Here is a 13,409-nt window from a genome sequence, read left to right on the forward strand (position 1 = left end):
CGGGTCGCCACCTGCTCGCGGTGGTCGCCGAGCGGCACGTCGACCACTTCGCGCACCCGCGAGGGCGATCCGGAGAGCACCACGATGCGGTCGGAGAGGTAGATCGCCTCGTCGATGTCATGCGTCACCAGCACCACGGTGATGCCGAGGTCGCGGCGCACCGTGAGGATGAGGTCTTCGAGGTCGAACCGGGTCTGCGCGTCGACCGAGGCGAAGGGCTCGTCCATCAGCAGCAGGTCGGGCTGGTACGAGAGCGCGCGAGCGATCGCCACGCGCTGCTGCATGCCGCCGGAGAGCTCCCACGGGTACTGCTTCTCGACGTGCCCGAGGCCCACGTTCTTCAGCGACTCGCTGACCCGCGCGGCCCGCTCGGCCTTCTTCATGCCGCGCGCCGCGAGCGGGAGGCCCACGTTCTTCGCGTTCGTGAACCAGGGGTAGAGCGAACGCCCGTAGTCCTGGAACACCAGCCCGAGCTGCTCGGGCACCGAGGTGAGCGGCTTGCCCTCGAACGAGAGCGACCCGGAGCTCGGCTTGGCCAGCCCCGAGATGCAGCGCAGCAGCGTGGTCTTGCCCGCGCCCGAGGGGCCGACGATGCACACGAACTCGCCCTTGTTCACGGTGAAACTGACATCGTCGATCGCCGTCTTGGCGTGCGGCTTGCCCTCGTTGTAGATCTTGCGCAGGCCTTCGACGCGCAGCACCTCCGATCCGCTCGGGGCACGATGCGAGGCAGTCGCGCCGGCGGGGCTCGACGCGGCGGGCGTGGGCACGGTGAGGTTCGACATGGTGTTCTCCGGTTCCGGCGAGGGGATGGTCATGAGTTGTTGAGCGCGCGCGAGCGGTAGTACCAGCGCAGCACGATCCGTTCGACGCCCACGAAGAGGTAGTTCGCGGCGGTGCCGATGATGGCGAGCATCAGGATGCCCGTCCACATCGTGGTGATGGCGAACACGGTCTGCGCCTGCAGGATGAAGTAGCCGATGCCCTGCTTCGCGGCCACCATCTCGGTGACCACCATCAGGATGATCGAGGTCTGCAGGCTGGCCCGCAGGCCCGCGGCGATCTGCGGCGAGGCACCCGGCAGCACGAGCGAGAACAGCTGCCGCACGGGGCTAAGCTTCATCGCCCGAGCGGTGTCGAACTTCACCTGGTCCAGGCCCCGCATCCCATCGAGGGTGTTGAGCAGGGTGGGCCAGATGGCACCGAACGAGATCAGCGCGATCTGGCGCAGCTCGCCGATGCCGAACAGCGCGATCATGGCGGGCAGCAGGGCGGGGGCGGGCAGCACGTAGAGGAAGTAGATCAGCGGGTTCGACACCTGACGCACCGGCGGGAAGCGCCACAGCAGCGTGCCGAACACGACGCCGATCAGGGCACCGCCGAGGTAGCCGAGCGCCAGGTTGCGAAGGCTCGAGCCCAGTTGCATCGAGGCGGGGCCGACGATCCATTGCGCCCAGAACTCCTCCAGGATGCGGCTGAGCGGCGGGAAGAACGGCGAGGTGCTCGAGGCCGAGGCGAACCACCAGATCACCAGCAGGGCGATCGGCAGCCAGACGGCCAGCAGCACGTTGCGCACGCGGGCGCCGCGGCTGCGCACCCGGCGCGGGCTCACCAGCAGATCGGTTGTCTCGCCGATGCTCGCCCCGGCGGCGCGCTCCGGCACGATCTCGGGTGTGATGGTCTGCGTCACTTGAGGGCCCCTTCGCTGTTCGAGCGGATGTTGCGCTGCGATTCGTGCCAGTGCATGACGTTGCGTTCCAGCAGGAAGAACGCCCCGGTGAGGATGATGCCGATCAGGCCGGCGGTGATGATGTAGGCGTACATCACGGGGTACGCCGCGGTGCCGCCGTTCTGCGCCTGCAGGATGTTGCGCCCGATTCCGGATGCTCCGCCCACCAGCTCGGAGACGACGGCCAGGATGAGGGCCGAGGCCGACGCGATCCGCAAGCCCGTGGCGATGTAGGGCGAGGCGCTCGGGATGACCACGACGAAGAACCGCCACACGCCCCGCACGCCGAGCGCCTTCGAGGTGTCGAGCACCGTCGGATCCATCGAGCGCACCCCGTAGATCACCTGGATGACCAGCGGCCAGAACACGCCGAAGGCGATCAGGAACACCTTCATCGGCAACGTCGAGCCGAGTACCAGGATGACCAGCGGCAGGATGGCGATGGCCGGGATGGCCTTGAAGATCTCGATCACGCTCGCCGCGCTGCGGAAGGCGAAGTCGTTGAAGGCCAACGCCGAACCGATCACGATCGCCAGCACGCTGGCGATCACGAGGCCGAGGAACCACGCCTGCACGGTCGCTCCGATCGCGGCCCAGTACAGCGGTGACGCCACCGCTTTGCCGAGCGCGATCATGGTGTCGGTCATCGTCGGGAACTGGTCGGCCCGGAAGAGACCGCCCGCGGTGGCCAGCTGCCAGAGCAGCAGGGCGGCCAGCACGGCGGCCGCAGGGGCCAGCCATCGGAGCGAGCGACGCGACAGTGCGTTCATGGGGTGTGATCCTTCGAATCGGTTCGGCGTTGACCGTCGGTTCTGATGGTCAGCCGGTGCTGGCCGTCAGGGGCGTCCGGCTCAGTTCGAGCCCTCGAGCGCGCCCGGCCAGACCAGGGTGTCGACGTCGAGCTCCTTGGTCTGCCCGGCGTACTTGGTGAGCAGCGTCTGGGCGGTGGTGAAGCCCTCGGTGTTCACGTAGGGGTTGCTGCCGGTGTTCCACTTGGCGGCCTTGGCGGCGTCCTCGGTGAGACCCAGGTTGGTGACCAGCGTCTCCTTGGCCTGGTCGATGTTCTCGGTGGCGTGCTCCTGCGACTCGATCATCGCGGCGGCGAAGGCCTCGACCACATCCGGGTTGGAGTCGATGTAGCTCTGGCTCGTGGTGTAGAGGCCCACCGCCATGTCGGGGAACGTCTCCACGTTCGGCTTGCCGATGATCGTGGCACCGTTGGCCTCAGCATCGGCGATGAACGGGGCCTGCACCACGGCGGCGTCGATGTCGCCCGCGGCGAGCGCGGCCGGCATCTGGCCGAAGGGCAGCTGCACGAGGTTGATCGACGTGGTGTCGACGCCTTCCTTGGCCGCCATGTCCCACATCGCGAGGGTGTTGAGCGAGGAGAGTCCGATCACACCGACGGTCTTGCCGCCGAGGTCACCGGCCGAGGTGATGCCCGAGTCGGGTCCGGCGACGAGCGCGTTGCCCTCGTCGGGCTCCTCCTCGGCCTTCTGCTGGCCTTCGACCGTGGCGACGGCCCGGATCGGGATGTCGTTCACGTTCGCGTTGATCACGTGCACCACGGTGGCGAAGCCGAAGTTGTACTGGCCACTGGCGACGCCGGAGATGATGGCGGCGACATCCGTCTGCGGCACGAGTTCGACCTCGAGGCCGTGCTTGGCGAAGATGCCGTCCTGGATGCCGAGGTACATCGGCGCGGTCTGCGCCGAGGGGTTGGTGGCCACGGTGATCTTCGTGGTCTCACCCGAGGCCCCGTCGCTGCCGCCGGCCGCGCCGCCGGAGTCGCCGCCGGCGCACCCGGCCAGCAGTGCGGTCGCGGCGAGCATCGTCGCTGCCGTGAGGAGGGTTTTCGTTCGTGACATCGGGATGTCCCTTCGATCGTGATGTGCGGGAGTGGATCAGGCAGCCGGGAGCGCCGGCTCCGAGTGCCGGGAGAACGGTGAGATCTGTGCTGTGTCCGCGGTACCGGGGTCGTCGTCGACGCGGTGCGGTGGGCCGCCTGTGCTTTTCAGGCTAATCTCCGGGTGATGCCCCGGAATGGCCCGAAAGCTATTACGTGATAACGGTTGAGAGCGCATCGCGGGCTCAATTGCGGGTGGCGAGCACGCCACCGTCGATGACGAACACGGAACCGGTGATGTGGCCGGCCGCGGGCGAGGCCAGAAGCAGGGCGAGGCCCTCGATCTCGGCCGGATCCGCGATGCGTTTCGTGGCCGTGGCGCGGGTCAGCTCGTCGATCATGCCCGTGTTGCCGGGGTTCTTCGCCCCGATGGCGGTGAGGAAGGAGCCGGGTGCGATCACGTTCACGTTGATGCCCCGGGGGGCGAGTTCGGTGGCCACGTTCTGAGCGAAGAGGGTGACTGCGGCCTTCGAGCTGGAGTAGGCGTAACCGACCAGCGGATCGACGGCCAGGCCCGCCACCGAGGAGGTGACGACGATGCGCCCGGCCCCGTCGTTCATCCGGGCCGAGGCCGCCTGCACCGTGTGCATCAGCCCGGTCAGGTTCACGTCGAGAACCGCTTGCCAGCGTTCCGGATCGATGTCGTCCACGCCATTGCCGAAGCGCCGGCCGAGGCCGGACGAGATGCCGGCGTTGGCGAACACGATGTCCAGCCCGCTCCCCCACGAGGCCGCCTCGCCCATCACCTCGTCGAGGGCGGCCCGGTCGCGTACGTCCGCCACCCGCGAGCGCACCTCGAGGCCCTCTCCGGCGAGGCGGCCGAGCGCCTCCTCGAGGGTCTCGGCGGTGTTGTCGACCAGCAGCACGCGGGCGCCGTTGCGGGCGAGCACCCGCGCGATGGCGAAGCCGAGACCGCTCGCGGCGCCGGTCACCACGGCCCCTCGGCCTCGCACGTCGAACAGGGTGCGGGGGTCGGATCCGGATGCTGCGCTCACGATCGTGCCTCCCAGGGCTTCATCTGCAAGAAGTTGCTCAGCACGGCCGGCTTCGACTTGTCGTTCCAGACGATGCCGATGCTGAGCTTGGGCGTGGCGCCGTTGATCGGCCGGAAGGTCACGCCCTGCTGGGCGGCCGACCGGGCCGAGGCCGGGGCGAACCCCACGCCGAGTCCGCCGGCGATGAGGCCGAGCGCCACCCAGGTGGAGTTCACCTCGTGGGCGATGTGCGGGCTGAAACCCGCTTCGTTGCACATCGCGATGTAGTAGTCGTGCAGCGCCGGTTCGACGCGCCGGTCGATCATCACGAGGTCTTCGCTCGCGATGTCGGCCATGTCGATGGTCTCCTTCTCGGCGAGCCGATGCCCGTCGGGCATCGCCAGCATCACGTCCTGCTGCGAGATGGGCAGGCAGGCGAGGTCGTCGCGCAGTTCGATCGGCAGGCGGGCGAAGGCGCAGTGCACCGCGCGGCTGGAGGTCTGGTCCAGCACCTGGCGGGTGGTGAGCTCGGTCAGCCGGATGCGCACCTCGGGGTACTCGTTGCGGAAGCGGCGCAGCGACCGCGGCACGAGCTCGGCCAGGGCGGGCTGGATGAAGCCGATGTTCAGCGAGCCCACCTGACCGCGGCTGACCGCGATCGCCCGGGACTTCGCCCCGTCGGCGCGGGCCAGCACGGCGACGGCCTCTTCGAGGAAGGTCTTTCCGGCCTCGGTGAGGGTGACGTGCCGGCGGTCGCGTTCGAGCAGCATCAGGCCGAGCTCGTTCTCGAGCGCGCTGATCTGCTTGCTGAGGGCGGGCTGCACGATGTGCAGGCTCTCGGCGGCCTTGCGGAAGTGCAGTTCTTCGGCCACGGCCACGAAGTAGCGCAGGTGTCTCAGCTCCACGCCGGCACCTCCCGCGCCAGCACGTCGAGGAAGGCCTGCGGCTGCTCGACGTGCGGCAGGTGCCCGGCATCCGGAACCACGGTGAGCTGCGCCTGGGGCAGGGCGTCGAGCCAGGATCGGGCGTACGAGACGGGCACGATGCCGTCGTCGCTCCCCCACACCAGCTCGACCGGAAGAGTCAGGGCTCCGAGGCGGGCGGCCAGCGCGGGGTCGTGCATGTACGGGTCGGAGGCGAGGCGCTGTGCAGTGGCCCGGCTGCGGGCGAGGCCTGCAGCGACATCGGGATCCGGAGCGGCGGCGCGGGCCGCGGCGCGGCGGCCCTCGTCGTGCACGGTGGCGGCGAGCGCCTGTTCCGGCGTGAGGCCGAACATGTCCGGAGCCGAACCGTCTCCGGCGAGACCGGCGGGGTCGATGAGCACGAGTCGCTGCACGCGCTGCGGGTTGCGCAGGGCCAGCTCGGCCGCGATCCAGCCGCCGAGGGAGCAGCCCACCAGCACGACGTCGTCGATGCCGAGCGCGGCGAGCAGCTGCTCGTGCACTGCGGCGATGCCGGCGACGCTGGTGACCTCCGCGGCGAAATCGTCGCTCTGCAGGAAGCCCGGGTGGTCGGGGCGTACGATCCGGTACTGCTCGGCGAGGGTGGCGAGCACCGGCAGGAGCGACCCCTGATCGCCCGTGCCGTGCAGATAGACGAGGGCGGGTCCGTCTCCGGCGGTGATCACCCGGAGGGTGCCGCCGGGCAGGGCCAGACGGTCGACAGTGGGGGTCTTCACGTTCGTGCTCCTTTGCAGAGATCGTGATCGGTGATCACTCTAAGTACCTCGGAGTCGGATTCTCAAATAGTTGAAAGCATCACTGTGATCACCCGAAGTGATCACCGCTCTGATCACGCCGGGTGATCACCGGATCACCACTGGACCTTGGAGAGCATCACGCCGGGTGACTAGCGTGAGGGCGTAACCATCCGACACCGGCGTCACGGGGTGCATCCGCGTCGACGCACCGATCCCGGGAGCCCCATGAAACTCGCCCTCTTCGATGAGAACCGACTGGGGGTCCTCACCCCGGATGAGCACGCCGTGGTCGACGTGACCGACGTGCTGCCCTCGCACGACGACGATCCGCTGACCGCGGGATGGTGGCGGGCGCTGTGCCGGGACTGGGCGTCGCTGGCCGGGCCGATCGCCGAGGCCGCCGCGGCCGGCACGCCCGTTCCGCTCTCGTCGGTGACGCTGCGGGCCGCCGCGCTCAACCCCTCGAAGGTGATCGCCGCCGCGAGCAACTACCAGGATCACGTGGACGAGATGCACGAGGTGCAGGAGCGCACGCTCGGCACCACACACGGGTGGATGTTCGACTTCGACGTGTTCCTCAAGGCGCCCTCCTCGATCACGGGACCGGATGGCCCGGTCGTGCTCCCGCCGGACGTGCTCGAGGCCGGGAACGAGATCCACCACGAGTCCGAACTGGTGGTGATCATCGGCACGGGCGGTAAGGACATTCCGGCCGAGGAGGCACTCGAGCACGTCTTCGGCTTCGCCATCGGGCTCGACATCACGGTGCGCAGCCCCGCCGACCGGTCGCGCCGCAAGTCGTACGACGGGTTCAGCCCGATCGGGCCCTGGGTGCGCGTGCGCGAGCCCGGCTTCGACGGCTCGGGTCTGGGCATCCGCCTCACCGTCGACGGCGAGGTGCGGCAAGACGTCGACACCTCCGACCTGATCATGACGGTGCCCGAGATCGTGTCGTACGCCTCGCGGGTGATGACGCTCAACCCGGGCGACGTGATATTCACCGGGGCCCCTCCCGGAGTGGGGCCGATCGCGGCCGGCGAGACCCTGGTGACCACCATCAGCGGCATCGGCACGATGACGACGAGCGTCGTATGAGCGGGCACGCGCTGCTGACCGGGCGCGTCGTGGTGGTCTCGGGCGGGTCGAGCGGCATCGGCCGGGCGCTCAGCGTGCGGGCGGCCGAGGAGGGCGCCGCCGCCGTGATCGTGGCCGACCTGGCCGAGACCGGACGGGAGGGCGGGGCGCCCACCGCGGAGCTCGTCGAGCAGGCCGGCGGTGCCGCGCGCTTCGTGCGGGCCGACGTGACCGACCCGGACTCGTGGCTCGAGGTGATCGCGGCCGCCGAGGAGTTCGGTGGAGTCGACGCCCTGTGCAACGTGGCCGGCATCAGCGACACCGTCGACTTCCTCGAGGTCGACCTCGAGCGGCTGCGGCGGGTGATGGCGGTGAACTTCGAGGGCACCTTCCTCGGCGCCCAGGCGGCCACCCGGTCGATGATCGCCACCGGCAAGACGGGCACGATCGTGAACCTCTCCTCGGTGGGCGGGATGCGCGGCTTCGCGCACGCCTCGACCTATTCCGCGTCGAAGGGCGCGGTTCGTACCTTCACCTACGCGCTGGCGGATGCCGTGGCGCGGTACGGCATCCGGGCCAACGTGGTGCACCCGGGCCAGGTCGACACCGAGATGCTGCGCGTGGAGATGCGCGGGGGCTCCCCCATCCGCATCCCGCTCGGCCGCAAAGGGCAGGCGGAGGAGATCGCGGATGCGGCCATCTGGCTCTCCAGCGACCTGTCCAGCTACGTCAACGGCGCGTCGATCGTGGTCGACGGCGGCTACTCGGCGGTGATCTGATGACCGGGCCTGCACGGCCCACCTCGATGCGCGCGGCCGTGCTCTCGGCCGACGGCACGCTGGCTGTGGAGAACATCCCGGTGCCACGTCCCCGTGCCGGCGAGGCGCTCATCCGGGTGGAGTCCGTCGGGGTCTGCCACACCGATCTGCACGTGCTGAAGGGAGAGGTGGGCTTTCCCAAGCCCTGCGTGCTCGGGCACGAGGTGAGCGGCACGATCGTGGAGCTGGGTGACGACGATTCCGAGGAAGCCGGCGCCGATTCCGGCCCCCGCCTGGCCGTCGGCGACCGGGTGGTGGGCGGCTTCATCATGCCCTGCACCCGCTGCGAGGCCTGCCGGGCCGGCCGCGACGACCTCTGCGAGAACTTCTTCGCGCAGAACCGCCTGAAGGGCACGCTCTACGACGGCGAGACCCGCCTGCACCGCGCCGACGGCACCCCGCTGGCGATGTACTCGATGGCCGCGATGGCGCAGTACTGCGTGAGCCCAGTGTCAGGGCTCGCCGCTCTGCCGGAGGGGCTCCCCTCCGACACCTCCGCCATCCTCGGCTGCGCCGCGATGACCGCGTACGGCGCCGTCTCACGCGCCGCGGGCCTGCAGCCCGGCCAGACCGTGGCCGTGGTCGCCACCGGCGGGGTCGGGATGGGCGTGGTGCAGATCGCGCGCGCCCTCGGCGCCTCCCGGGTGATCGCCGTCGACGTGTCCGATGACAAGCTCGCGCTGGCGGCCCGACTGGGCGCCACCGACGTCGTGAACTCGCTCGACGCCGATCCGGTCGCCGCCGTGCGCGCGCTCACGGGTGGCCGGGGCGTCGACGTCGCCTTCGAGGCGCTCGGCCGGCCGCAGACCTTCGAACAGGCCTCACGGATGCTCGCCGACGGCGGCGCGCTCGTCGCGATCGGCATCGCGGCCGGAGCCGCGACCGCCGCGATCGAGATCACCCCGCTGGTGCGGCGCAGCCAGCGCATCATCGGCTCGTACGGTGCTCGCACGCGGGTCGACCTGCCGTCGGTGGTGGAGCTCGCGCGGCAGGGCGGCTTCGATCTGGAGCAGGCGGTGACCCGACGGTACCGGTTGCATGAGGCCGCCGATGCCTTCGACGACCTGGCGGCAGGCCGCATCCTGGGTCGTGCGATCATCGTGATGGACTGAGGGATGCCGGCGCCGCCGGTGCATCGACCAGCGAGCCGCCCGGTGATTCCCAGTGGCTCTCCGTCGCTAGCCAACGGGAACCTCCGGGGCATCACCGGCTCCGTAGCATCGGAACATGTCCACTACTCAGCCCGCATTCCCCGTTCGCGATGAGGCGCACGGGGTCGAGGGCTCCCGCCCCCTCATCACCCTCTCCGGCTCGCCACAGGTGACCCCGGACGAGTTCAAGGCCGCCTTCCGCAACCACCCCGCCGGCGTCGCCGTGATCACGGCCGACCCGGGCGACGGCCCGGTGGCGCTGACCGCCACCTCGGTGTTCTCGGTCAGCGCCGAGCCGCCCCTGCTGGTGTTCTCGGTCTCCGCACTCTCCTCCAGCGCCCCGTCCATCAAGCGGGCCGACACGATTGTGGTGCACCTCCTGGGCGCCGGTCAGCTGGGCCTCGCGAAGCTCGGCGCCACGAGCGGCATCGACCGCTTCGCCGACACCTCGCTGTGGACCCGGCTCACGACGGGCGAACCCTACTTCCCCGCGGCGCACGCCTGGATCCGCGCCCGCATCGTCAACGAGATGCAGGCGGGCGGCTCGACGGTCATCGCCGCCGAGGCCGTGCAGACCCACGCCCCGGCCGCCGGTGACCCGGCCGCCGACGCCGCGTCGGCCGAGCCGTTGGTCTATCACAACCGAACGTGGCACCATCTGGGAGAGCACTCGAAAATCCTCTCCTAAGGCGGCCATGAAGATCCTCATTCCCGACACCATCGACCTGAGCGACCTGACCGTCGGCTCCGACGACGACCTGGTGGTCTACGACGTCGCCGCATCCATACCGGCAGCGGCATACGACGCCGAGGTGCTGGTGGCCTGGCGCAACACGACCGCGAACCTCGAGGAGGCGGCCCGCACGCTCGGCTCGCTGCGCCTGGTGCAGACGCTCGCGGCGGGTCCGGATGCGGTGCTCGCCGCCGGCTTCGCGCCCTCCGTCGCCGTGGCGTCCGGCCGGTCGCTGCACGACGCCACGGTGGCCGAGCACGCGCTCGCGCTGACGCTCGCCGTGATCCGCCGACTCGACCGTCTGCGGGATGCGCAGCGCGAGTCGCGATGGGACGACGAGTTCCTGGAGGCCCAGCGCGATCCGTCGACCGAGTCGCTCTACACGCTCGCGGGCGCCTCCGTGTGCATCTGGGGCTTCGGCTCGATCGCCCGCACGCTCGCGCCCATGCTGGAGCTGCTGGGGGCGACCGTGACGGGCGTGGCCTCGTCGGCGGGCGAGCGCCACGGATACCCGGTGGTCGACGACGCCGGGCTCCCGGCGCACCTCGCGGGCGTCGACGTGTTGATCTCGCTGCTACCGGCCACCCCGGAGACCGAGGGTGCCTTCGGTCCAACCCTGCTGGCGGCGCTGAAGCCGGGAGCCGTGTTCGTGAACGTGGGCCGCGGCGCCACCGTCGACGAGCCGGCGCTGATCGAGGCGCTGACCTCGGGAAGCCTGCGGGCGGCCGCGCTCGACGTGATGGTGCAGGAGCCGCTGCCGGAGTCCTCACCGCTCTGGACCACGCCGAACCTGCTGCTCACCCCGCACGCGGCCGGCAACCGCCCGCGCGGAGCGGCCCCGCTGATCGCCCAGAACATCCGGGCCCTGAAAGAGGGAACGCCCCTCACCAACCTGGTCTAGACGCAGAGTGGCCCCGCGCCCGCCTCCCGGCTTCAGCCGGAGGAAGGATGCGGGGCCACGAGAACGCGGACCGGCCTCAGATGCTGTTCTGCCCGGCGGTCTGCTTCATCCGCGCCGGGGCGTCGCTCTCGCGCGGCACCCGGCCGCTGCGCTTGATCGTGAGCACGAGCACCGCGCCGATCAGCATGATCGCACCGGTGATGTAGAGGGCGACCGTGGCCGAGCCCAGGGTGTCCTTCACGTAGCCGATCAGGTACGGGGCTGCGAAGCCCGCCAGGTTGCCGGTCGAGTTGATCAGCGCGATGCCGCCGGCCAGGGCGGTTCCGGCCAGCATCGAGGTCTGGAAGCTCCAGAAGATGGCCGGGATCGACAGGGCGCCGGCGTTGGCCAGGCTCAGGCCGATCACGCCGAGGATCGGGTTCTCGGTACCCGCGATGATGCAGAGTGCGAAGCCGATGGCCGAGAGCACGAAGGCGGCCGCGATGAACTTCTTGCGCTCCCCCGCCCGGTCGGAGAGGAAGCCGAAGATCAGCATCGAGACGATCGCGGCGAGGCTCGGGATGGCCGAGATGAAGCCGATCGCCACGGGCCCGGCGAACCCGAGCTCGCCCACCAGGTTCGGCAGCCAGAAGCTGATGCCGTAGAGCGCGAAGTTGTACGAGAAGTACACCAGCGTCAGCATCCAGATCAGCTTGCTCTTGAACACGTCACGCAGCTTGGTGTGACCGCCCACGGGAGCCTCGGCCTCGAGCAGGGCGCCAAGACGCTCCTTCTCGGAAGGGTTCAGCCACTTCACCGTGCGGAAGTCCTCCTGCAGGGCGAACAGGATGACGATGCCCAGCAGCACCGTCGGGATCGCTTCGATGAAGAACAGCCACTGCCAGCCCGCGTGACCGGCCACCCCGTCCATGCCGGCCAGGATGACGCCCGAGACCGGGCCGCCGATCAGGCCCGAGGAGGCCAGGGCGATGTAGAAGATGCCCCAGGCGCGGCCGCGACGGCTCGGCGGGAACCACGACGCCATGTAGAACAGGATGCCGGGGATGAAGCCGGCCTCGGCGACACCGAGGATGAAGCGCAACGCGTAGAACATCCATTCGCTGTTCACGAAGAACATCAGGCCCGAGATGATGCCCCAGGAGATCATGATGCGGGCGATCCACTTGCGGGCGCCCACCTTCGCGAGGATGAGGTTCGAGGGGATCTCGAAGATGAAGTACCCCACGAAGAACAGTCCGGCGCCGAGACCGTAGACGGCGTAGGAGAAGCCCAGGTCGGCGCTCATCGTGGCCTGCGCGTAGCCGATGTTCACCCGGTCGAGGTAGGAGAGGAAGAACCCGAGCATGGCGAGCGGAAGGACGCGGAGCATCACCTTCCGGAACAGCTTGTCGTCGTTGACGGTGGTCATGGGTCAGCTTTCTGTGAGGGAGAGGGAGGGAAGCGAGACGCGGTAGACGCGCGCCGCGGTTCGGTGGAACAGGTCATCGAGCTGGCTGGCGGATGCCCCGGCGGCGCCGGTGAGCATCACCTCCATCACCTCGTCGAAACTCGGGGCGGTGAGGGTGGCGACGGGCAGGTTCGAGGCGAACATCGCGCGCTCGAAGCCGAAGATCGCGAGGGTCTCGCGCACCACCTCGATGTTCGAGGCGCGGTTCCAGACGTTGCGGTAGAGGCCCAGTTCGGAGACCTTCACCACGGTGTTGGGCAGGGCGGCGAGCCGCTGCATCCCGTCACGCCAGAGGGCGAGGCCCTCGTCACTGCGGTCGAGCGGCAGACCGCAGTGGTTGATCACGACGGGGGTCTCGGGGATGCCCGCGACCACGTCCGCCGCCTCGGCGAGGTGGTAGAACGGCACCCGCAGATCCCACGAGAAGCCGTGCTCGGCGAGCGTGTGCAGGCCGGCGACCCAGTTCGGGTCCTGCAGCGTTCCGGGGCGTCCGGCGACGGTTCCGGATGCCGCCTCCCGGGCGTCGCGGGCGATCACCGGCTTCGAGCGGATGCCCTTCACGAGCGGATGCTGCGCGTGCCCCGCGAGCACCTCGGCGAGGTCGTCGCGCAGGAACGAGGCGTGCGCCACGACCGCCGTGGGGAACCGCGGATCGAGCGCGTTCAGGCCTTCGAGGAACACGTCCTCCTCGACCTCCTCGTCGCGGCTGCGCTCGGCCTCGCAGTGCACCGTGCCGAGCACGGTCCAGCCGGTGGTGGCCGCGAGGTACTGCTCGGCCAGGAAGGTGTGGCGCATGGCGGTGTAATCGCCGAGGAAGAAGTCGGGGTTGTACTCGTCCTGGATCCAGGGCCAGTGGCCCTCGCCCTCCAAGTCCCAGAAGTGGTGGTGCGCGTCGAGGATACGCAGGTCGTAACCCTCGGGCAGCAGGCCCGCTCGGGCGGCGGCCGCGGCGCCGGTCGGTTCCCCGGTCATCGGGC

Annotated in this window: 14 protein-coding genes; 5 read left to right on the top strand and 9 right to left on the bottom strand. The window is 69.8% G+C overall.

Annotated elements, in window-relative coordinates; translation table 11 throughout:
- The 7 genes from Q0D75_RS17710 to Q0D75_RS17740 form a co-directional block, all read right to left on the bottom strand.
- Positions 1-818: ABC transporter ATP-binding protein (locus Q0D75_RS17710; RefSeq protein ID WP_291056531.1), on the bottom strand; the 818-nt coding region annotated here is incomplete at its 3' end.
- Positions 815-1,690: an ABC transporter permease gene (locus Q0D75_RS17715; protein ID WP_291056534.1), complete on the bottom strand. Its 876-nt coding sequence runs from the start codon at positions 1,688-1,690 to the stop codon at positions 815-817. The genes Q0D75_RS17710 and Q0D75_RS17715, both read right to left, overlap by 4 nt.
- On the bottom strand, positions 1,687-2,499 hold the full coding sequence (locus Q0D75_RS17720) for an ABC transporter permease (protein WP_291056538.1): 813 nt from the start codon (positions 2,497-2,499) through the stop codon (positions 1,687-1,689). The genes Q0D75_RS17715 and Q0D75_RS17720 overlap by 4 nt, the downstream gene beginning before the upstream one ends.
- Before the next feature lie 81 nt (positions 2,500-2,580).
- Positions 2,581-3,597 carry an ABC transporter substrate-binding protein gene (locus Q0D75_RS17725; protein ID WP_291056541.1) on the bottom strand — a complete coding sequence of 339 codons (1,017 nt, stop codon included), beginning with the start codon at positions 3,595-3,597 and terminating at the stop codon, positions 2,581-2,583.
- Between the two features lie 223 nt (positions 3,598-3,820).
- On the bottom strand, positions 3,821-4,630 hold the full coding sequence (locus Q0D75_RS17730; RefSeq protein WP_291056545.1) for an SDR family oxidoreductase: 810 nt from the start codon (positions 4,628-4,630) through the stop codon (positions 3,821-3,823).
- Complete coding sequence (locus Q0D75_RS17735) at positions 4,627-5,514, bottom strand: LysR substrate-binding domain-containing protein (protein ID WP_291056550.1); 888 nt, start codon at positions 5,512-5,514, stop codon at positions 4,627-4,629. The genes Q0D75_RS17730 and Q0D75_RS17735 overlap by 4 nt, the downstream gene beginning before the upstream one ends.
- On the bottom strand, positions 5,505-6,287 hold the full coding sequence (locus Q0D75_RS17740) for an alpha/beta fold hydrolase (protein WP_291056553.1): 783 nt from the start codon (positions 6,285-6,287) through the stop codon (positions 5,505-5,507). The genes Q0D75_RS17735 and Q0D75_RS17740 overlap by 10 nt, the downstream gene beginning before the upstream one ends.
- A 246-nt stretch (positions 6,288-6,533) precedes the next feature.
- Here Q0D75_RS17740 and Q0D75_RS17745 point away from each other — a divergent pair, with 246 nt between their 5' ends.
- The 5 genes from Q0D75_RS17745 to Q0D75_RS17765 all read left to right on the top strand — a co-directional run bounded on the left by Q0D75_RS17745 (position 6,534) and on the right by Q0D75_RS17765 (position 10,985).
- Positions 6,534-7,403: a fumarylacetoacetate hydrolase family protein gene (locus tag Q0D75_RS17745; protein ID WP_291056556.1), complete on the top strand. Its 870-nt coding sequence runs from the start codon at positions 6,534-6,536 to the stop codon at positions 7,401-7,403.
- On the top strand, positions 7,400-8,161 hold the full coding sequence (locus tag Q0D75_RS17750) for an SDR family oxidoreductase (protein WP_291056560.1): 762 nt from the start codon (positions 7,400-7,402) through the stop codon (positions 8,159-8,161). Before Q0D75_RS17745 ends, Q0D75_RS17750 begins: the two co-directional genes overlap by 4 nt.
- A complete protein-coding gene (locus Q0D75_RS17755; protein ID WP_291056563.1) occupies positions 8,161-9,312 on the top strand; it encodes a zinc-binding dehydrogenase in 1,152 nt (383 codons plus the stop codon). The genes Q0D75_RS17750 and Q0D75_RS17755 overlap by 1 nt, the downstream gene beginning before the upstream one ends.
- A 115-nt stretch (positions 9,313-9,427) precedes the next feature.
- Entirely contained in the window at positions 9,428-10,039 is a 612-nt protein-coding gene (locus Q0D75_RS17760) for a flavin reductase family protein (RefSeq protein WP_291056566.1), read from the top strand.
- Between the two features lie 7 nt (positions 10,040-10,046).
- Complete coding sequence (locus tag Q0D75_RS17765) at positions 10,047-10,985, top strand: NAD(P)-dependent oxidoreductase (protein WP_291056575.1); 939 nt, start codon at positions 10,047-10,049, stop codon at positions 10,983-10,985.
- A gap of 76 nt (positions 10,986-11,061) precedes the next feature.
- Here Q0D75_RS17765 and Q0D75_RS17770 read toward each other — a convergent pair whose 3' ends face one another.
- On the bottom strand, positions 11,062-12,393 hold the full coding sequence (locus tag Q0D75_RS17770) for an MFS transporter (protein ID WP_291056578.1): 1,332 nt from the start codon (positions 12,391-12,393) through the stop codon (positions 11,062-11,064).
- Positions 12,394-12,396: 3 nt separating this feature from the next.
- Positions 12,397-13,404: an amidohydrolase family protein gene (locus Q0D75_RS17775; RefSeq protein WP_291056582.1), complete on the bottom strand. Its 1,008-nt coding sequence runs from the start codon at positions 13,402-13,404 to the stop codon at positions 12,397-12,399.
- Positions 13,405-13,409 lie beyond the last annotated feature (5 nt).

It is taken from the genome of Herbiconiux sp. (genome assembly GCF_023264855.1).
Taxonomy (GTDB): domain Bacteria; phylum Actinomycetota; class Actinomycetes; order Actinomycetales; family Microbacteriaceae; genus Herbiconiux.